The 19,236-nt window shown below is 68.5% G+C and carries 18 protein-coding genes and 1 pseudogene; 15 read left to right on the forward strand and 4 right to left on the reverse strand.

Translation table 11 applies throughout. The features are described from left to right. Window positions 1–2 precede the first annotated feature (2 nt). A complete protein-coding gene (locus ACFHW1_RS19760; protein ID WP_416554960.1) occupies window positions 3–305 on the forward strand; it encodes a hypothetical protein in 303 nt (100 codons plus the stop codon). 33 nt (window positions 306–338) lie between these two features. On the opposite strand, the gene ACFHW1_RS19765 is transcribed toward ACFHW1_RS19760, so the two are convergent. Next, window positions 339–1,697, reverse strand: a complete 1,359-nt coding sequence (locus ACFHW1_RS19765) for a hypothetical protein (protein ID WP_416554961.1) — start codon at window positions 1,695–1,697, stop codon at window positions 339–341. A 99-nt stretch (window positions 1,698–1,796) separates the two neighbouring features. Here ACFHW1_RS19765 and murD point away from each other — a divergent pair, with 99 nt between their 5' ends. From murD to ACFHW1_RS19790, 5 genes are all read left to right on the forward strand, one after another. Then, on the forward strand, window positions 1,797–3,194 hold the full coding sequence (gene murD / locus ACFHW1_RS19770; RefSeq protein ID WP_416554963.1) for a UDP-N-acetylmuramoyl-L-alanine--D-glutamate ligase: 1,398 nt from the start codon (window positions 1,797–1,799) through the stop codon (window positions 3,192–3,194). Window positions 3,195–3,200: 6 nt separating this feature from the next. Beyond that, complete coding sequence (locus ACFHW1_RS19775; protein WP_416554965.1) at window positions 3,201–3,440, forward strand: hypothetical protein; 240 nt, start codon at window positions 3,201–3,203, stop codon at window positions 3,438–3,440. 143 nt (window positions 3,441–3,583) lie between these two features. Next, the gene (locus ACFHW1_RS19780; RefSeq protein WP_416554967.1) at window positions 3,584–4,915 is read left to right on the forward strand and encodes an aspartate aminotransferase family protein; all 1,332 of its coding nucleotides are present in this window, start codon (window positions 3,584–3,586) and stop codon (window positions 4,913–4,915) included. Beyond that, window positions 4,912–6,414, forward strand: a complete 1,503-nt coding sequence (locus ACFHW1_RS19785) for a CoA-acylating methylmalonate-semialdehyde dehydrogenase (protein ID WP_416554969.1) — start codon at window positions 4,912–4,914, stop codon at window positions 6,412–6,414. Before ACFHW1_RS19780 ends, ACFHW1_RS19785 begins: the two co-directional genes overlap by 4 nt. 74 nt (window positions 6,415–6,488) lie before the next feature. Beyond that, complete coding sequence (locus ACFHW1_RS19790; RefSeq protein ID WP_416554971.1) at window positions 6,489–7,055, forward strand: Uma2 family endonuclease; 567 nt, start codon at window positions 6,489–6,491, stop codon at window positions 7,053–7,055. A gap of 561 nt (window positions 7,056–7,616) precedes the next feature. Here the strand turns inward: ACFHW1_RS19790 and ACFHW1_RS19795 are convergent. After that, window positions 7,617–8,513 (reverse strand): DUF397 domain-containing protein, encoded by an 897-nt coding sequence (locus ACFHW1_RS19795; protein ID WP_416615898.1) that lies wholly within the window; start codon window positions 8,511–8,513, stop codon window positions 7,617–7,619. A gap of 715 nt (window positions 8,514–9,228) precedes the next feature. Between ACFHW1_RS19795 and ACFHW1_RS19800 the strand changes: the two genes are divergently transcribed. The 5 genes from ACFHW1_RS19800 to ACFHW1_RS19820 all read left to right on the forward strand — a co-directional run bounded on the left by ACFHW1_RS19800 (window position 9,229) and on the right by ACFHW1_RS19820 (window position 13,140). Further along, window positions 9,229–9,435, forward strand: a complete 207-nt coding sequence (locus ACFHW1_RS19800; RefSeq protein ID WP_416615900.1) for a hypothetical protein — start codon at window positions 9,229–9,231, stop codon at window positions 9,433–9,435. Further along, window positions 9,432–9,953 carry a DUF6879 family protein gene (locus ACFHW1_RS19805; RefSeq protein WP_416554977.1) on the forward strand — a complete coding sequence of 174 codons (522 nt, stop codon included), beginning with the start codon at window positions 9,432–9,434 and terminating at the stop codon, window positions 9,951–9,953. Before ACFHW1_RS19800 ends, ACFHW1_RS19805 begins: the two co-directional genes overlap by 4 nt. Before the next feature lie 63 nt (window positions 9,954–10,016). Then, the gene (locus ACFHW1_RS19810) at window positions 10,017–10,586 is read left to right on the forward strand and encodes a GNAT family N-acetyltransferase (protein ID WP_416554979.1); all 570 of its coding nucleotides are present in this window, start codon (window positions 10,017–10,019) and stop codon (window positions 10,584–10,586) included. Further along, the gene (locus tag ACFHW1_RS19815; protein ID WP_416568340.1) at window positions 10,583–12,745 is read left to right on the forward strand and encodes an ATP-binding protein; all 2,163 of its coding nucleotides are present in this window, start codon (window positions 10,583–10,585) and stop codon (window positions 12,743–12,745) included. The genes ACFHW1_RS19810 and ACFHW1_RS19815 overlap by 4 nt, the downstream gene beginning before the upstream one ends. Then, complete coding sequence (locus ACFHW1_RS19820) at window positions 12,745–13,140, forward strand: hypothetical protein (protein ID WP_416590777.1); 396 nt, start codon at window positions 12,745–12,747, stop codon at window positions 13,138–13,140. Before ACFHW1_RS19815 ends, ACFHW1_RS19820 begins: the two co-directional genes overlap by 1 nt. Window positions 13,141–13,213: 73 nt before the next feature. On the opposite strand, the gene ACFHW1_RS19825 is transcribed toward ACFHW1_RS19820, so the two are convergent. Both ACFHW1_RS19825 and ACFHW1_RS19830 read right to left on the reverse strand, forming a co-directional pair. Further along, entirely contained in the window at window positions 13,214–13,678 is a 465-nt protein-coding gene (locus tag ACFHW1_RS19825; RefSeq protein ID WP_416554985.1) for a hypothetical protein, read from the reverse strand. 236 nt (window positions 13,679–13,914) lie between these two features. Next, window positions 13,915–14,124, reverse strand: a pseudogene (locus ACFHW1_RS19830) (winged helix-turn-helix domain-containing protein); the annotation flags it as partial. A 77-nt stretch (window positions 14,125–14,201) separates the two neighbouring features. Here ACFHW1_RS19830 and ACFHW1_RS19835 point away from each other — a divergent pair. From ACFHW1_RS19835 to ACFHW1_RS19850, 4 genes are all read left to right on the forward strand, one after another. Further along, window positions 14,202–15,152, forward strand: a complete 951-nt coding sequence (locus ACFHW1_RS19835; RefSeq protein WP_416554987.1) for a MurR/RpiR family transcriptional regulator — start codon at window positions 14,202–14,204, stop codon at window positions 15,150–15,152. 12 nt (window positions 15,153–15,164) lie between these two features. After that, window positions 15,165–16,613, forward strand: coding sequence for an N-acetylglucosamine/diacetylchitobiose ABC transporter substrate-binding protein (gene ngcE, locus ACFHW1_RS19840; protein ID WP_416554989.1), 1,449 nt, complete (start codon window positions 15,165–15,167; stop codon window positions 16,611–16,613). Between the two features lie 43 nt (window positions 16,614–16,656). Next, window positions 16,657–17,598 (forward strand): carbohydrate ABC transporter permease, encoded by a 942-nt coding sequence (locus ACFHW1_RS19845; RefSeq protein ID WP_416554991.1) that lies wholly within the window; start codon window positions 16,657–16,659, stop codon window positions 17,596–17,598. Window positions 17,599–17,782: 184 nt separating this feature from the next. Further along, window positions 17,783–18,586 carry a carbohydrate ABC transporter permease gene (locus tag ACFHW1_RS19850; RefSeq protein WP_416568374.1) on the forward strand — a complete coding sequence of 268 codons (804 nt, stop codon included), beginning with the start codon at window positions 17,783–17,785 and terminating at the stop codon, window positions 18,584–18,586. Window positions 18,587–19,236 lie beyond the last annotated feature (650 nt).

Genomic DNA, 19,236 nt, shown 5'->3' on the forward strand with positions numbered 1-19,236 from the left:
TCATGGACGTCTATCAGATGGACCTGTCGGTCGAGGTCCGGGAGTTGCTGGACGCGACAGCGGCCGAGATGGTCGAGCTGTTCGGCATCTCGCGTGCCGAAGCCGTCGCCCGGATCAACGAGCAGTGGCACGGGCAGGACTTCTCCGGTGACGACGAGATCGTCCTGCACGAGGACCGGCACTACTGGGCGATGATCATCTACTTCGGCGAGGTGCCGGACTGGAGCGACGACGCCGACCGGTCAGACTGGGTTGCCCGGCCGGCGCCCTCCCGGCAGTCCGGCCACTGGACGACCGAAACCTGAACCCGGGGTGTGGTGTGCCGGCGGTGGCGGGTCTCAGCCCAACGCGGTGAGGACCTTCGCGTACGCCGCCGGCACGTGGTGCGGACCGCCGGGCAGCAGTACGTCGGACGAACCGACCGCCGGCCAGGCCTGTTCCGGCACCGCCGCCATCAGCTCGGCCACCAGCGGCGCGTCGCGCCACTGCGGCGACTCGGCGAGCATCCGCAACGCCACCAGTGACTCCTCGACCTCACCGACACACTCGAACGGCTTGTGCCCGTCGACGCCGAGCAACTTCCGGAAACCGGCCGACTGCGCCGGGTCGGCCAGCAGATCCACCCCGAAGATGCCGACCAGCCGGTCCCGCTGCATGAACGGCGCGAACGCCAGGAACACGAACCGGCACTTCGGGCACGCCCCACACCAGCGTTCGCTGCGGTCACGCAACTTGAACGCGGCATTGCAGCTGGTCACCACTGGGTCGTAGCCGGTCGACGCCGCGTACAGCTTGGCGATGTGCAGCTCGGACAGGGTCCGCAGCAGCGAAAAGTACGGCTCGGTCAGCCCGGCATGGCCGCGTAGCGCGTCGCGTAGCAGCCCTTCGGCCTCGACACCCTTGGACCACTGATGGTTGATCTCGTGCCCGTTCCAGATCAGGTTCGGATCGGAGGCGGACCGTTCGTTGGACATCACCACCGGGCCGAGGCCGTGCAGCACCGCCGTACCGACCGCGATCAGCGAGTTGATCGCGGTCACCGGGATGTGCCCGTTGTACGCCCCGGACGCGTTGAGGTTGAACAACCGTGGGTCCAACGCCCGGCGGGCGGCCAGCGCGGTCAGCCCGGACGCCGCGTTGACCGCCACGATCACCGGATTCGGGTTGACCGAGAACGGCACCGGGTCGAAGCCGGCCCGGCGCAGCGCCTCCAACGACACGATCGAGTCCTTGCCGCCGCCGACCGCCGACAACGGCCGCCGGTCGGCGGTGTCCACCGGCTCCGGCGGTGCCGGCGATCCGTCCGGCAGCACCGGGGTGAGGTCGAGCACGTGCGGCAGCTCGTTGCGGTACGCGTACTCGGCCAGGCCCTTGGTGTAGGCGGCGGTGACCAGCGCGACCGCCTCGGGCCCCAGCGGTGCCGGCGCCACCAGCGCAGGCGGGGCCGCCGCCTTGTAGTAGCTGACCCCGGCGACCAGGTGCAGCAGCTCCAGCACCCGACGGAACGTCGACCCGGGCCCGGTCGGCGGCGGGGTGGCATCCTGCGGCATCGGGAAGGTGATCCGCTCGACGAAGGTCAGCTCACCGCCGTCACCGCCGGTGAGCGCATAGCCCAGCTCGGCCACCCCGGTCACCGGATCGAACTCCAGCGTAGGAAAGGTGAACGCGGTGCAGCGTCGCAATTCGTCGCGGGTCACCCGTGCCTCCTCCACTGATCACCGACCAGACATACTAGTCCCGGTTCGCGCCCATGATCCGGCGCCCGATGACATGCTGGCCGTTGGAGGAGATGACCGGTGCGCCTGGCTGACCTGCGTGGCCGATCCGTCGCGGTGTGGGGAACCGGCCGCGAGGGACGGGCCGCGGTGACCGCGATCGCCGCCCAGGCCCCGGCCGCCCTGGTCGCCGTCGACGACAGCGCGACCGCCGCCCCGCCGGACTGGGACGCCGACCTCGCGCCGCTGCACACCGGCGAGGACGGCTTCGCCCGACTGGCCGCCGCCGACGTGGTGGTCCGCTCGCCCGGCGTGCCGCAGACCCACCCGTGGGTGGTCGAGTTGCGTGGGCGCGGCGTGCCGATCACCGGCGGCACCGCGCTGTGGATGGCCGACCACGCCGCCCGCACCGTCGGCGTCACCGGCAGCAAGGGCAAGTCCACCACGTCCAGCCTGATCAGCCATCTGCTGACCGCGCTCGGCCGGCCGAACGCCATCGGCGGCAACATCGGCGTGCCGCTGCTGGCCATGCCCGAAGCCGACCTGTACGTGCTGGAACTCTCCTCGTACCAGTGCAGCGACCTGACCGACTCGCCCCGGATCGCCGTGCTGACGTCGCTGTTTCCGGAACACCTTGACTCGCACGGCGGCGAGGAACGCTACTACGCCGACAAGCTCAACCTGATCGCGTACGGACCGGAAAAGGTTATTTTCAACGGTACGGACCCGAGGTTGGTCGAGCGTCTCGGTGCCGCCGCCCGGCTTGGTGACGCCGTCACCGTCGGCCTACCGGATTCCTACCACCTGGCACCCGGGCCGGACGGTCGGCCGTACCTACACCGGGCCGGCGAGCCGCTGTTCGCCCGGGCGGTGCTGCCGCTGGCCGGCCGGCACAACGAAGGCAACCTCTGCGTCGCGCTCGCCGTACTCGACGCGCTCGGCGTCGACTGCGTCGCGCAACGCGACGCCATCGCCGAGGCCGTGAGCGGCTTCGCCGGCCTGCCGCACCGGCTCGCCGAGATCGCCGACCCGTCCGGGTTGACCTTCGTCGACGACAGCATCTCCACCAGCCCGTACTCGGCGATGCACGCGATCGACGCGTACGTCGGCCGTCCGCTGACCGTAATCGTCGGCGGCACCGACCGGGGACTCGACTACACACCGCTGCGTGAGCACGTCGCCGACCTTGAGCTGACGGTGATCGGTGTGCCGGACAGCGGCCCCCGGATCGTCGACACCCTGGCCGGGCTGCCCGGCGTACACACCGCCCTCGCCGACGACGTCCCGGCGGCGGTCCGGCTGGCCCGCGAACTGACCCCGGCTGGTGGCGTGGTGCTGCTGTCCCCGGCAGCCCCCAGCTACGGGCACTTCCGCAACTTCGAACACCGCTCCGAGGTCTTCACCGCAGCCGTCCGCGACACCGCACCCGGCAACTCCGCAGTGCCGGCAACGGCGGCACGGGGCACCGGTGCTATATAGGACGGCATGATTCGTGACCGGATGATCGCCTGTCTGTTGTTCGCCGTCGCCTTCGCCGGGCTGGTGATGCAGCGGATGTCCCCGTTCAGCGACTTCCCGTTGGCGGTGGAGGCCGTGGTCGCCGTCGCGGCCGTGACGAGTGGCCTGACCGGTGTGTGGTTGTGGGTGCGCTCGGCGCGGCAACGCTCCAGCGGCGCGGAGGCGGAAGTAGAGGCAGATGCGGGGGCGAGCGCCTCGAACGACTGAGGCGAGCCGCAGGCCGCAAACCAGCCCAGGGACGGACTGTCAGGTCGAGCCGGGTCGGCCACTACAGGCTGGCAGTTGCCGATGCCCGTTCCCCGGTGGGAAGGTGCATGCACCGACTCTCCCGGGGAAGGGTGGCGCCGCAGATGACCTCCGACGACCTGCTGGCCCGGCACCGGGCCGTGATGCCCGACTGGATGCCGCTCTACTACGCCGAACCACTGGAGATCGTCGCCGGCTCCGGACGGCGGGTCACCGCCGCCGACGGCCGTAGCTACCTGGACTTCTTCGGCGGCGTGCTGACCAACATGATCGGCTACGACATCCCGGAGATCCGCGAAGCGGTACAGCGTCAGCTCGGCACCGGCGTGGTGCACACCTCCACCCTCTACCTGATCCGTTACCAGGTGGAGCTGGCCGAACGGATCGCCGCGCTGTCCGGCATCGCCGACGCCCGGGTCTTCTTCACCAACTCCGGCACCGAAGCCAACGAGGCGGCGCTGCTGGCTGCCACCAACTACCGCCGCTCACACCAGATCCTCGCCGTCCGCAACAGCTACCACGGCCGGTCGTACGCCACGATGGGCATCACCGGGCACCGCAGCTGGTCGGCGAGCGCCCTCAACCCGCTGCAGGTGGCCTGGCTGCACTCCGGTGACCGGCTGCGCGGCCTGCTGGCCCGGCTCGGCCCCGACGCCCAGCTCGACGCCGCCGTCGAGGACCTGCGCGAGGTCCTCGCCACCCAGACCGCCGGTGACGTCGCCTGCCTGATCGCCGAGCCGATCCAGGGCGTCGGCGGCTTCGTGCACGGCCCCGACGGGCTGCTCGGCGCGTGGAAGAAGGTCCTCGACGAGTCCGGCATCCTGCTGATCTCCGACGAGGTGCAGACCGGCTGGGGGCGTACCGGCGATCATTTCTGGGGCTACCAGGCGCACGGTGTCGTGCCGGACCTGCTGACCTTCGCCAAGGGCATCGGTAACGGCTTCGCCCTGGCCGGCGTCGTCGGCCGCGCCGACGTGCTCAACTGCGTACCGGCGATCTCGTTCTCCACGTTCGGTGGCAACCCGGTCAGCACGGCGGCCGGCGTCGCCGTGCTCGACTATCTGCGCGACCACGACCTGCAGGCCAACGCCGCCCGCACCGGCGAGCTGCTACGCACCGGACTGGTCGAGGCGGCGGCTCGGCACCCGATCGTCGGTGAGGTGCGCGGCAAGGGCCTGATGCTGGCCGTCGAGTTCGTCCGGCCCGGCACCCACGACCCGGACCCGGCCGCGACCACCGCCGTGTTCGAGGCCTGCCGGGCCGGCGGGCTGCTGGTCGGCAAGGGCGGCCTGTACGGCAACGTGCTGCGGATGGGCCCACCGTTGACGCTCACCGACGACGAGGCCCGCGAAGGCCTGGCGATCCTGGTCGACGCGATCGCGTCGGTGTCCGGCGCCGTCTCCGTGTCGGCCGCTGTGGAAGGAGCTGCGGCATGACCCGGATCCCGCATTTCGTCGACGGCACCCGTACCACATTGGCAGCCGGCGGCGACGGTCGCCACGGTGACGTGTTCGACCCGGCGACCGGGCAGGTCGCCGCCACCGTCGGGTTCGCCAGCGCCGCGCAGGTCGACGCCGTCGTGCAGGTCGCGGCGCGGGCCGCCCGCGACTGGCGCGACGTGTCGCTGTCCCGGCGGGCCAACGTGCTGTTCGCCTTCCGGGAGATCATCAACGCCCGGCGCGACGAACTCGCTGCCGCGATCACCGCCGAACACGGCAAAGTCCTCGCCGACGCCGCCGGCGAGGTGCAACGCGGCCTGGAGGTCGTCGAGTACGCCTGTGGGATTCCCGCGCTGCTCACCGGCAGCTTCAGCGAGAACGTCTCCACCGAGGTCGACTCGTACAGCCTGCGCCAGCCGCTCGGCGTCGTCGCGGTCATCTCACCGTTCAACTTTCCGGCGATGGTGCCGCTGTGGTTCGTGCCGATCGCCGTCGCATGCGGCAACGCTGTCGTGATCAAACCGTCCGAGAAGGACCCGTCGGCGGCGGTGCTGCTCGCGCAATGGTTCACCGAAGCCGGCCTGCCGCCCGGGGTCTGCAACGTGGTGCACGGCGACCGTGAGGCTGTCGACGCACTGCTGGACCATCCGGGCGTACGGGCGGTGTCGTTCGTCGGCTCCACCCCGGTGGCCCGGCACGTCTACCAGCGAGGCACCGCCGCCGGCAAACGCGTCCAGGCTCTCGGCGGGGCGAAGAACCACATGGTGGTGCTGCCCGACGCCGACCTCGACCTGGCCGCCGACGCGGCGGTCAACGCCGGGTTCGGCTCGGCGGGGGAGCGGTGCATGGCGATCTCCGCCCTGGTGGCGGTGGAACCGGTCGGCGACGACCTGGTCGCCCGGATCGTCGAACGGCTCGGCAGGATCCGCACCGGTGACGGCCGCCGGCCCGGCTGCGACATGGGCCCGCTGATCACCGCCGCACATCGGGACCGGGTCGCCGGCTACGTGGCCGCCGGTGCCGCCGACGGCGCCAAGGTCGTCGTCGACGGCCGGGGCGTGTCGGCCGACGGCGACGCCGCCGGCTTCTGGCTCGGCCCGACCCTGCTGGACCAGGTGACCCCGCAGATGTCGGTCTACACCGACGAGATCTTCGGCCCGGTGCTGTCGGTGCTGCGGGTCGACTCGTACGACGCCGCGTTGGAGCTGGTCAACGCCAACCCCTACGGCAACGGTACGGCGATCTTCACCAACGACGGCGGCGCCGCCCGGCGCTTCCAACACGAGGTCGAGGTCGGCATGGTCGGCATAAACGTGCCGATCCCGGTGCCGATGGCGTACTACTCGTTCGGCGGCTGGAAGGCGTCGCTGTTCGGCGACAGCCACGCCCACGGCCGTGACGGGGTGCACTTCTTCACCCGGGGCAAGGTGGTGACCAGCCGCTGGCTCGACCCCCGCCACGGCGGCGTCAACCTCGGCTTTCCCACCCAGACCTGACCGGTCCCTTCGGTGAGTCATCCGGAGCCACGGTATCTTGGACCTGGTAGCCGACCGTCATTCAGGAGGTGTGTATGACTGTAGAAATGGTCGCGCCGGACTGGATGCATGAGCAGGTCACGGCCGAGCAATACGCGACGTGGACAGAAGAGCAGTGCGCGGGTATCGAGATCGTGGATGGGATGGTCCTCGTGAGTCCGAGCGCCTCCAAGCGGCACAACCGCCTCGCCAGGATTTTGGCGAACGCCTTGGACCTCGCGGCGGGGCCGGATTGGAACGCGGACACTGACTTCGATCTCCGGCTCCAAGACGTGCCGCTGAACAACCGCCGTCCGGATGTGACGGTCTACCGGGCGGACACCATCGACGTCACGCCGACACGACCCGAGCATGTGCTTCTCGTGGTCGAGGTGGTCTCTCCCGGATCGGAGACGACCGACCGGATCGTCAAGGCAAGTCAGTATGCGCGGGCTGGAATTCAGTTCTATTGGCGTGTTGAGCAGGTAGTCACTGGCGCGCCCATCGTTTACACGTACGTGCTCGACCCAGCAACGGGCCGCTACCGCGACGACGAAGTCTTCACCGGCCTCGTGAAGCTGGCAGCGCCTTTTCCTGTTGAGGTCGATCTCGGCGAGATTTGACAGCTCCGGGTCGGTGCGGCGACGCCGCCACTCGGCAGCATCGACCTGGTCGTCGGCGGTCAGCGGAGATCGTGCTCGTCCGCGCTCATGTTGAGGATCCAGGCAGGGGCATCCTTGCGGGCACCGTGAAGCGATAACCGGCCAGGCGATGCATCGTGACTGTCCGGGCCGGACCCTGGTCCACGAGTTAGTACTGAGATATGCCGGCTGCCGCGTACTCGCTGTGCTTGGTGACCGGGTCGATGCCTTCTGTACCCGGCGGCACGACCTCCACTACGAGCGGTACGTCTGCGACTGGCAGCCAGACGGCAGTCAGCTGACGTTGGCCGAGGCGGTCGTGTCCTGGTAGCGTCTTTGGCTCAGTCCGGGAAGGTCCTGCGGATGCAGCCCGCGTGACGGCCGTGAGCATGGACCTCTCGCGGGCCGGTGGTTTCGCCGCAGGCCAGGATGGGCAAGACTTCGACCCTGTCGCAGCTCTGTCGGGAGCTGCCCTTCATTGGTGCAGACCGGAGGTGTCGCCCGGCTCGTTACGGGAGCCGGGCGACACCGTGGTGGGTTGGGTCAGTGGGGGAGGGCGCCGGTCTGCAGGGCCGTGGTGAAGGTGCCCCACTGGGCAGTGCTGAACATCAAGGTGGGGCCGGTGCGGTCCCTGCTGTCGCGTACCTCGGCGTGGCCGGCGTGCCGAGGTACGCGACGCACTCGCCGCCGTTGCCGGCGCTGCGGCTGGAGGTGCACCAGGGGGGTGCCGGGCTTCATCGCAGGTGCTTTTCGATCGAGACCGACTGCTGGCGGATCAGCCGGAAGACTCGGCGGTACTCCGCCAGCTCTACTGCAAGCTCCAGGTAGCGAGCGCCCATATGGGACTCGACGTAGACCACGTCCGGTCGTCGGGTCGGCGAAGTCCAGGACGGTGAAAGCACCAGCGATCACGGCGTGGGCACCGGCGGACCAGGGGAGAACCCGGATCTCCACCCGGACCCGCCGACCGACGCTGGCCAGGTGGGCGCGTTGCTCGGCCATCACCGCCGGGCTGCCGACCTCGCGGGGGAGGGCGCCCTCACCGAGGACGGCGACGATCCGGGCCGGCTCCTCACGGTCGTAGTAGGAGATCTGCCGATTGAGCCGCAGCGACACCAGCCGCTCGATCTGCTGCTCGGACGTCTGTGGGTCGGCGGCACGCAACACCGCCCGCATGTAGTCCGGGGTCTGCAAGAGACCGTGGACCAACTCCGGGTTGTAGCTGCGGATCTCGGTGGCGGCGGCTTCGAGGCCGACGTAGAGCTGAAACCAGTCCGGTACGGCGTCGCCGTGCGACTCCCACCAGCCGTGCTCGTCACCCGCTCCGGCGAGGCGGGTCAGCGCGTTCGTTGTCTCGGGGCCCGCTCCGTAGAACCAGCACAGACCTCGGACCGTGTTCATCTTGGCTGGGAACTTGCCGTTCTCGATGCGCCACGACATCGTACGCGAACAGACCTTGGCCCGCTTCACCTCCTGCCAGGTGCGTCGCTCCTGCGCGGCGCCGACCTAGTCGCCGGCACCGGCCGGGCCGTCGTCCTCGCCGACGTCACCCCGGAGCTGCTACGCGCGACCACTGTACGGATCGCAGTCAACGCTGCCGTCTGCTGCGACGCGCTCGCCCTGCCGCTGCGGTCCGCGGCTTTCGCCGGTGTCATCGCCAGCGGGGGTCCGGTTGCACCTGCCCCGGCAGTACGCGGTTACCGCGCCGGTCGACATCCGTCGGGTCTTGCTGCCGGGCGGTAAGGTGCTGATCAGCGTGAAGTACGGGGTCGTGACGGGTGGCGCAGCACCTCGACTTCCCGGCCCTCCGGTGGTTCAGCTACTACGAGCCGGAGGACCTCGCCGCGCTGTGTCGCAAGGTGGGGCTGCGCGTCGCGCAGCTGGACGTGAGCAGCCACGCAAGGACCGGTTCACCGCCACTGCCGAGCGGCCCGAGCTGTGAGTTCCGCTGTAGAGCTTCGCAGCGGACGCCCGGCGTCGACCCTCGACGGCGGCCACAGGGGACGAGCGCTAACTTCCACAGCGTAGGTCGACAGGCCGCTTATGGGACAGGTCTCACATTGCGAAGGATTGGACAGGTAGGGGCAAAGACAGCTTCCGTCATTAATTGATCGACTGGTATTCTTGTCTCCCAGATCGGCCAATGGAGGAGTCGATGAAGCTTCGCTTTTTGTCTACATCGAGCAACGCTGGATCTTGTCCGACGCTCTACGAGACCGATACCGGGGACATCGTCGTTCAAGGTCATGAGTTGACCGACCCGGAGGCGCTTTCCCGGCTCCGTGACGTGCTGCCGGGCGAGAATTTTGTCGTGGTGCCCCGTTCGCTCATGTCCTGGTTCGAGGGCAAGAGTAGCGAATGACGGTGATCGTCGACGACCCTGATGCTTTCCAGAAGCTCTTTCTGGGCTTTGAGCATGTCGCCTTCAAGTTCGAGGTGCGAAGATCTTACGGGGTGCAGGCCGAGGATCTTCCATTTCAGGATTTTCTTGCTGGCCGGGACCCGGGCATCGAATGGCTCCGGGGCTGGCTCGACCTGATGGCGTCGCAGACCTCGACCGGGAAGCGGGTGGAACGCGTCCGAGTCGTCGATGATCCACCGAGCGACTACCTCCGTTTCGAAATTTCCATCACCCCGTACAACCTGGCCGTCGGCGAGGACATTCGATACATCGATCGCGACGTGGCCGATGCGTTGGACCTCCCGCACCATGATTTCTGGCTCTTCGACTCGCGCAAACTCGCGGTCCTGCACTTCGGCGACGACGACACGTTCCTCGGCTTTGAGGCGGTCGACGGTGTGGACGACATACTCCAGCACTGCTACTGGCGCGACGTGGCATGGACCCGCGCGACCAGGTTCGCCGACTACCGGTCGTAGTGACGCGATGCGCGGTGACCGTCTGTGAGTCCAGGTCCGCGGCGAAGTGAGGGAGGTGCAGGCATGTCGAGCTCACTCTGGGTCGGCGACCTTGTCCGGCTACGTGCGATCGAACCCGATGACGACCGCTACTACCAGGCCTTCGCCGAGCACACCGAGGACGCACGGTCCGTGTTCCGGGTCGAGCCGCCGCGCTCGACGGCACAACGCCGGCAGGAGATCGTCGCTGTCGGCACCTGGCAGCCTGGAAGTGACTGCTTCGCGCTCGCCATCGAACGGGTCGACAACTCGGGAATGATCGGGGCGATCTCGACCCGCGACACGGACCAACGTAGCGGCAGCTTCAGCTACGGCCTCGCCATCGCGCGGAACCAACGGCGCCACGGTTATGCGACGGAAGCCGCACGAATCCTGCTGTGCTACATGTTCACGCAACGGCGCTACCACAAGTGCCTTGCGGACATTCACGCTAGTAACGTCGCTTCGCTGCGGCTGCACGAACGACTGGGATTCGTCGTCGAAGGGCTACTTCGCGAACAGGAGTACTTCGACGGCAGGTATCAGGATCTCGTACTGATGGGGCTGCGGGGTCCCAATTTTCTCGCCGCGCGTGGCGGAGCCGAGGTGCCATGAACCCGGCCCACGGCAACGCAGACGCCGACAACGACTTCGCCGGAGGCGCCGGTGCGGTTGTCCAGGCCGCGCAGATATCTGGTGGCGTGCACGTCCGGGTCACCGATGTCCCGCTTCCCCCGCCACGCCAACTGCCACCCGCCACGAAAGGCTTCATCGACCGGGAACTGCATATCCGGCAGCTCGATTCGCTACTCGACGAGACAGATCTACGAACCAGCGACGGCAGGCTCCCGGTCGTGACGATCTCGACCGTTTCGGGTAGCGCCGGGGTCGGCAAGACAGCGCTCGCGGTCCACTGGGCACACCGGGTGCGCGCCCGGTTCCCGGACGGAGACCTCTACATCAATCTGCGCGGCTATGATGCGGTGCCGCCGTTGACCCCGCAGGAGGCCCTCGACGGGTTCCTACGGGCGCTCAACGTACCGCCGGAGAAGATTCCGACGGACCTGCCCGGGCGGACCGCGCTCTACCGGTCACTGACCGACGGACGTCGCATGCTGGTGCTGCTGGACAACGCGTCGACCGCCGAGCAGGTACGACCGCTGCTACCCGCCTCCCCGACCTGCATGGTGATCATCACGAGCCGGGACAGGCTTTCCGGTCTGGCGGTGCGCGACGGTGCGATCCGGGCGGTACTCGACGTGCTGACCGACGACGACTCCATCCGGCTGTTGCGCGAGACGACCAGCCCGGAACGCATCGACGCCGAGCCTGCGGCGGCCGTGCGGCTGGCGGCACTCTGCTCGCGGCTCCCACTCGCGTTACGCATCGTGGCCGACCGCGCCGTCAGCGACCCGGACATGAGCCTGGCCGATCTAGTGACGGAGCTGGAGGAGGAGAATGGTCGGCTCGACGCACTGTCCGTGCCCGGTGACGAGTTGTCCGCCGTCCGTACCGTCGTCTCGTGGACCTACCGGTCGCTCGACCCTCCGGTCGCGCGTACCTTCCGGTTGTTGGGGCTGCATCCGGGCGCAGATGTCTCGTTCTCGGCGGTGGCGGCACTGACCGGGCGGCCGGTGTCGGAGGCGCGGCGGCACCTGGATTCGTTGGTTGGGCTGCACCTGCTGACCCGGATCGTGGGGCACCGGTACCGGTTGCATGACCTGCTCCGGCTGTACGCTGCGGAACGGGCGCAGGCGGACGAGCCACCCGCCGAGGCCAAGGCTGGGCTGGCGCGGATGTTCGACTGGCACCTGGTCCGGGCGTACGACAGCTATCGCAAGATCCTTCCCCAGGGCCGACCGATTCCGGGCCTGACCGGCGTCACCGCTGACGGGCGGCCTCCGTTCGCGACGCTCGACGAGGCGTTGCGCTGGTCCGAGCAGGAGCGCCTGAACGTACTCGACGTCATCCGCCTGGCGCACGACACCGGGCACTGCGACGTCACCTGGAAACTCGCCGCCGCCTCGATGGCGTTCTTCGAACGACGCTCCTACTGGCGGGCCTGGATCGACAGTCATCTCCTGGCCCTCGACTGCACCCGCCACCTGGCGGACCGATCGGCCGAAGGCTTCATGCTGCTGCTCCTCGGCGATGCCTGGTGGGACCGCAGCGAGATCGACGAGGCACTGCGGTACTACTCGGAAGCGCGGGACGCGGCCCAGCAGGTCGGCGACAGCTGGACAGCCGGCTACGCGCTGCGCGGCTGCTGCCTCGCTTACGAGGACTCGGGGCGCTTCGACGAGGCGATCGCGTGCGCCGAGGGCGCGTTGGAGATCTTCCGCGACGCCGGCGAGGACCGGGGCATCGGTCTGTCCTTGATGAGCCTCGGGAACGGCCACCGCAACATGCTCCGGTACGCCGAGGCGATCGCGTCGTACGAGCAGGCCATGAAGATCTTTCGGACGTTGGGGAACCGCTGGAGCGAGGCGCTGGTCGAGCTGCAGCTCGGTCGCACCCTGACCGACGTGCCGGAGCCTGTCGCGGCGCTGGACCATCTTGCCCGCGCTCGCGAGTTGTTCGCGGCGGCCGGCGATCCCCGCCATGAGTGCATCACCCTAGTGTACGTGGGCGATGCGCACGCGGCGGACGGAGACCGGACCGCAGCGCGTCAGGCGTGGTCGGCGGCGCTGACGACGCTGATCGGGTTGGACGCCCCGCTGGTCGCCGAGGTGCGGCGGCGGCTGGAGCCAATTGAGGAAGGACATGAGTACTGATGAATGACCCAGTCCTGACCGCTGTCGCGACGGCGCTGGCGACGGGCGCAGCAGCCGAGGTGACCGCTGGCGGCAAGGCCGCGTTCGCGGCACTGGTCCGGCTCGTCCGGCGGAAGGCTGCCGAGCAGCCCGCCACCGGGAACGCACTCGACGCAGCCCAACGTGAGCCGTTGGACGGTCCGCGGATCGCGGAACTACGCGCCGCGCTGACCGCAGCCACGCTCAACGACCAGGTTTTCGCCGCCGAGCTGCACCGGCTCTGGGCTGAGGTCAGGGCTGCGCGGACGGCAGACGACCACAGCCGGGCCAGCAACACGATCTCCGGCCCGGTCCGCGGTCCGGCGGTGCAGGCACGTGACATCCACGACGGCGTGCACTTTGGGACCGGGGCGTGAGGACCGGGCTGGTCAGCAGCCGCAGGGACTGGTTCACTGCCGCCGCCGAACGGCTCTGAGCGGTAGTGGATCGTCAGCGGGTGGGCTGCGTCCGGCTGCGGATGCAACCGCTGACCTCGCCATGGAGTTGGCGATGACGGTGCAGCAGGCCGCCGGCTTGACCCGCCTTGCCCAATCCACCCAGGGCGGCGGCAGCCTCGACGATGACCGCGTCCGCGGTGGTCGCGGTGCCGTGGGTGATCGGAGCGCGATCACGGGCTCTGTTGAGTAGCACAAGGATGTGCGCTGGCCATGCCTGCGCCATACCCCGGTCCTTGATCTTGTTGTCTCGCAGATCCTCGCGGAACTTTCGGTACGTCCCGCCCTTGGTGTCCTTTGGATTGGTGGCGGCGATCGATGCTTCCAGGGCGTCGGCGGCGCTGGCCGACGCTTGTCGGCGGCCGTCAGGTGGCTTGCGGCTGGCGAAGGTATCGGCCAGCCGTCGTGCCTGTTCGGTAACGTCCGTGCCGATCGCGGATGCAGCCAGCAGCCGCCACACGACGTCCAGTTCCAGGGAGAGCAGTGCCCGTTCGGCGGCGACGAGCAGCGGCAGGTCGCCTCCGGTGATGGCGGGCCACAGGTGGACGTTGCGGTAGCCGTCGGGGTGGGTGGGTGCGGCGTTCTCCCGGACGAGGCAGCGGGGAGTGTGCCAGCGGCTCGTGGATGCGGGCCGCAGCTCGAGAAAGTCTCGCGGACCGAGTGACGGGCGGCGCGCAGGGCCGAGACGAAGACGGACTCGGTGACGTGCCGCCCGGACCAGAGCGTGTCCAGCAGTTCCTGCCTGGTGACCAGCCGGTCCCGGTGGGCAGCGAGGTGGCACAGCAACTCGACGGCTCGCGGCTCCAGCAGGATCTGCTGGCCCCGGTGAGCGTAGCTGCTTGTGTTCCAGGTCCAATTCGTACTGGCCGTGCTCCCAGCCGGTAACGGTTTGAAAACTTCGCCCACGGTCTTGACACGGAGGGGGTGTTAGTAAGAACTTTTACCACTAACAGTTAACAGTCCTTCCCGAAAGGTCGACGCCGATGGCTGACAGCGAGGTGGAGATCCCCGCGGGGACCGCGGTGGTCGACGCCCCGGGGCCGGCCGACACGGTGCTCGCCCGGATCCGGCTCACCGAGTTCACCGGTGCGCTGCGCCGGGTCGCCGACCAGGTGCTCACCGACCCAACCGCAGCCGCCCGCGCCACCATCGTCGAGCTGGCCGAACGCAGCGGTACGTCGCCGGCGACGGTCACCCGGTTCTGCCGGGCACTCGGCTTCGACGGCTACGCCGACCTGCGGCTCGGCATCGCCGCCGAGACCGGCCGGGCCCGCGCCGCCGGCTGGACCGTCGACATCGGCCGGGAGATCCAGCCCGGTGACCCGCTTGACCGGGTGCTCGGCCAGATCATGGCCGCCGACACCCAGGCCATGCAGGACACCGCCGCACTGCTCGACCTCAGCCAGGTCGAGCAGGCCGCTGACGCGGTCGCCGCCGCCAGCCGGGTCAACATCTTCGGCGCCAGCGGCAGCGCCCTGGTCGGCGAGGAGATGCAGTTCAGCCTGCACCGCATCGGCGTACCGGCCTGGGCCTGGACCGACGTGCACAACGGCCTGGCCAGCGCGGCGCTGATGCGCGACGGCGATGTGGCCCTCGGTATCTCGCACACCGGCCAGACCCGGGAGACCATCGAGATGGTCGCCGAGGCCGGCAGCCACGGCGCGACCACCGTCGCGCTGACCAGTTTCCCCCGCTCCACCCTGGCCGACCTGGCCGACATCGTCCTGCTCACCGCCCCCCAGGCGACCACCTTCCGGCCGGACGCGCTCTCCGCCCGGCACCCCCAACTCGTCGTCCTCGACCTGCTCTACGTCGGCGTCGCGCAGCGCACCCACGACCGCGCGCACGCGGCGTTCCGCCGCACCGCCCGAGCCGTCGACGGTCACAAGGCCGTCGACCGGAGCACGATCCGCCCCGCCGAAACCTCCAGCTGAGGAGCGCCCATCATGTCGATCTACCCTGATCCCGCGCGGATCCCGTCCGCCGTCGTCGGCGCCTCGGTGCGCCGGCGGACCCTGCTGCGCCGCGCGGCCGCCGCCGGGCTGCTGGCCGGTCCGGCGGCCGGCCTGCTCTCCGCCTGCGCCGGCAGCGACCTCGGCACGGGTGCGGAGACCGGCACCAAGAGCGCCGACAACCCGTTCGGTGTCGCCGACGACAGCAGCGTCGACGTCGTCGTGTTCAACGGCGGCCTCGGTGACGAGTACCCCGAGTTCGACAAGACGCTGTTCGTGGCCAAGCACGACAGCGTCACGGTCAACCTCAGCTCCACCCAAAAGATCAAGACCGAGCAGCAGCCGAAGTTCTCCACCACCCCGGCCGACCTGATCAACAACTCGGGTGCCGATTTGATGGCGATCGACACCCTGATCAACGAGGGCGCGCTGACCGAGCTGACCCCGCTGCTGGACGCGCCGAGCTGGGACGACCCGGCCGTGAAGGTCCGCGACACGCTGCTGCCCGGCACCGTCGACGATGGTACGTTCGACGGGGAGTTCTTCCAGCTCAACTACGCGTACACGGTCTTCGGTCTCTGGTTCGACCAGGCGTTGTTCGACCGCAACGGGTGGGCGGTGCCGACCAGCTTCGACGAGTTCTTCACCCTCGCCCCGAAGATCAAGGCGGCCGGCGTCGCGCCGTTCGCCTTCGCCGGCAAGTACCCGTACTACATGCGCTGGCCGATCATGACCTGGATCTGGCTGGCCGGCGGCCGCCAGGCGGTCGTCGACATCGACAACCTCGCCGAAGGCGCCTGGCAGACCGACGCGGTCACCGCCGCGATGAGCGCCGTCGAGAAGATGGTCGCCGACGGTTACACCCTCACCGGCAGCGACACCTTGACCCACACCGAGTCGCAGCAGGCCTGGCTGGACGGCAAGGCGGCGTTCCTGCCCTGCGGCACCTGGCTGGAGAACGAGATGCGGGCCACCATCCCGAGCGGCTTCCAGATGAAGATCGCCCCGGTGTGGAGCGTCGGTGCCGACGACGCCGCCCCGTACGGCACCGTGCAGGCCGGCTCCGGCGAAGGCTGGATCGTGCCGAAGAAGGCCGCCAACGCCCCCGGCGGCATGGAGTTTCTGCGGGCCATGCTCTCCAAGGAGGGCGCCGGTAAGTTCGCCGAGCTGACCAGCTCACTCGCCTCGGTCAAGGGCTCCGGCGACAACGTCACCACCTCCACCGCGCTGACCTCGGCCAACGAGCTGATGACCAACGCCCCCGGCGACCTGGTCTCGTTCCGCCACCCCGACTGGTACGCCGACCTGGACAAGGTGGAGCAGAACGCGATCGGCGAGCTGATGGCCGGCCGGATGACCGCCAAGCAGTTCCAGGACACCCTGCAGCAGGCGGCCGACGAGATCGCGGCGGACGACGCGGTGAACAAGTTCACCCGGTCCTGAGTCGTCGCTCCGCTGACCCGATCGAGCAGAAGGTGACCTGACGATGCAGCACGGAAAGGCCCGGTTCGTGACGGGCTTCCTGGCACTGCCGGTAGCGCTGTACGTGTTCTACGTCGTCTGGCCGTACGCCCAGGCGGCCGGCTACTCGCTGACCAACTGGGGCGGCTACTCCGATACCCAGGAGTTCGTCGGGCTGGCCAACTACGTCCGGCTGTTCGGCGACGAACTGATCCGTACGGCGTTCTGGCACAACGTCTTCTTCCTGGTCACCCTGCCGCTGTTCACCATCGCGCTGGCCCTGTTCCTCGCCTTCCTGCTCAACGTGGGAGGGCGTGGGGACAGGGCCGGCGTGCGGGGGGTACGCGGCTCCGGCGTCTACAAGGTGATCTTCTTCTTCCCGCAGGTGCTGTCCCTGGTCCTGGTCGCCATCATGTGGGGCGCCATCTACCGGGGCGACAGTCAGGGGCTGCTCAACGGCATCCTGATCAGGATCGGTCTGGTCGACGCGGAGCAGCCGCTGAAGTTCGTCTCCGACCCGACGCCGTTCCTCGGCGTGCCGGCGGTGCTGTGGTGGCTGCTGCTGATCGCCGTCTGGGGCGGGGTCGGCTTCTACATGGTGCTGTTCTCCGCCGCCATGCAGTCGATCCCGAAGGACATCTTCGAGGCGGCGATGCTCGACGGGGCCAGCCGGGTGACCAGCTTCCTGCGGATCACCCTGCCGCTGCTGCGCGACAGCATCTCGGTCGCCTGGGTCTACCTCGGCTTCATCGCCCTGGACATGTACGCGCTGGTCTTCGTGATGACCCCCAACCAGGGCGGCCCCGACCACGCCAGTGAGGTCTTCGCCTCGGTCATCAACTTCACCGCCTTCAACAAGGGCCAGTTCGGCTACGCCTGCGCGATCGGTGTCGCGCTGGCCATCTTCACGCTGCTGCTCGCCGCGGTGCAGTTGCGGATCATCCGCCGTGAGCGGATCGAATTCTAGGGAGGGCCGCGCGATGAGCACTGTCACCAATCCACCGACCAGCGCGGCCAGCCCGCCGCCCCCGCCGTCTAAGGCCGCCGGCGGTCGGCGTACCGCCCGGTCGCTGCCGCCCCGGCGGGCCGGCGCGGTCAGCGATTCCTTCTTCAACGGCTTCTCCCACCTGTTCCTGCTGGTCTGGGGAGCGATGGTGGTGTTGCCGCTGCTGTGGGTGGTCATGTCGTCGTTCAAGGACGACGCGCAGATCATCCGGGAGCCGCTGTCGCTGATCCCGGACCAGCTGCACTGGGAGAACTTCGCCCGGGCCTGGGTCGACGGCGGCATCGGCGACTTCTTCGTCAACACCATCCTCATCGTCGGCGGCGGGGTCTTTTTGACCATGCTGCTCGGCTCGATGGCCGCCTACGTGCTGGCCCGCTACGAGTTCCCCGGCAACCGGGTCATCTACTACATGTTCCTGTCCGGGCTGACCCTGCCGGTGTTCATGGCCGCGGTGCCGCTGTACAAGGGCGTCTACAACACCGGCGTCTACTTCCCGCTGCTCGGCCCGAACAGCCACGTGATGCTGATCCTGGTCTACGTGGCCTGGTCGCTGGCGTTCACGGTCTTCTTCATGCATTCGTTCTTCAAGACGCTGCCGACCACGGTCGCCGAGGCGGCGATGGTGGACGGCGCGTCGCACAGCACGCTGTTCTTCCGGGTGATGCTGCCGATGGCGAAACCCGGGCTGATCAGCATCGGCATCTTCAACGTGATCGGCCAGTGGAACCAGTGGTACCTGCCGTACCTGCTGATGCAGCCCAGCGGCGGCGAGGCGAAGAACCAGGTGATCGCCCAGGGGCTGATCGACCTGTCGGTGAACCAGGGCTACAAGTCCGACTGGTCGGGTCTGTTCGCCGGGGTGACCATGGCGATGCTGCCGGTGCTGCTGGTCTACATCGTCTTCCAGCGGCAGGTGCAGTCCGGCCTGACCGGCAGCGTCTCGAAGTAGAAGGTCACGACATCGCGGCCGCCGGTGGCCTGGTGTGCCTTCGGCTCGGCCGCACCGAGCAACAACTGATCTTACTCGGATGATCTATTTCACACTTTGTCGTGTGTTGCCAGCTGCTTGGCGGTGCCGGACGGCCGGCAAGCAGGAGCGGCGGGCACGGAGTTGCCCGGGTGCGGGGAATCGCCGCCCTCGCGGCTGCTTGATTCATCCCCCCCGCGATTATGGTGGATTCTATCGATATGGATTGGCGGCTGGTCATTGACTATGCTGTCGTCCGACCCGATCGAACGGGAGGTGCACGTAGTGTTCGATTCCGCAAGATCGTCGGCTCCGCGCTCATCTGGAGCGCGATGGTTGGCCCAGTTGACAGTGTTGGGGCTACTGGTTTTCGGGGCCACGATCCTTGGCGGTGCCTCGGCCAGCGCCCAAGGCACGTCAAGTCGGACCTTCAACTGTTACACCCAGTGGTGGAACACGGCCTGGGCGCAGAGATGCGCTTCGCCGGGAGCACGGTGGGCGGGCACGTACGAATCGTCGGTGTCCTGCACCGCGCAGGGGACTCGCTGGTTGACGGTCGGCAGGCCTCAGTGCAATGCCACGTAGCTTAAGTTGATCTTGGTGGTGGCTGGACCCGGTAGATGTGGATGGTC

Origin of the sequence: Micromonospora sp. LOL_014, assembly GCF_048060245.1 — a bacterium.
In the GTDB taxonomy this organism is placed as follows: domain Bacteria; phylum Actinomycetota; class Actinomycetes; order Mycobacteriales; family Micromonosporaceae; genus Micromonospora_E.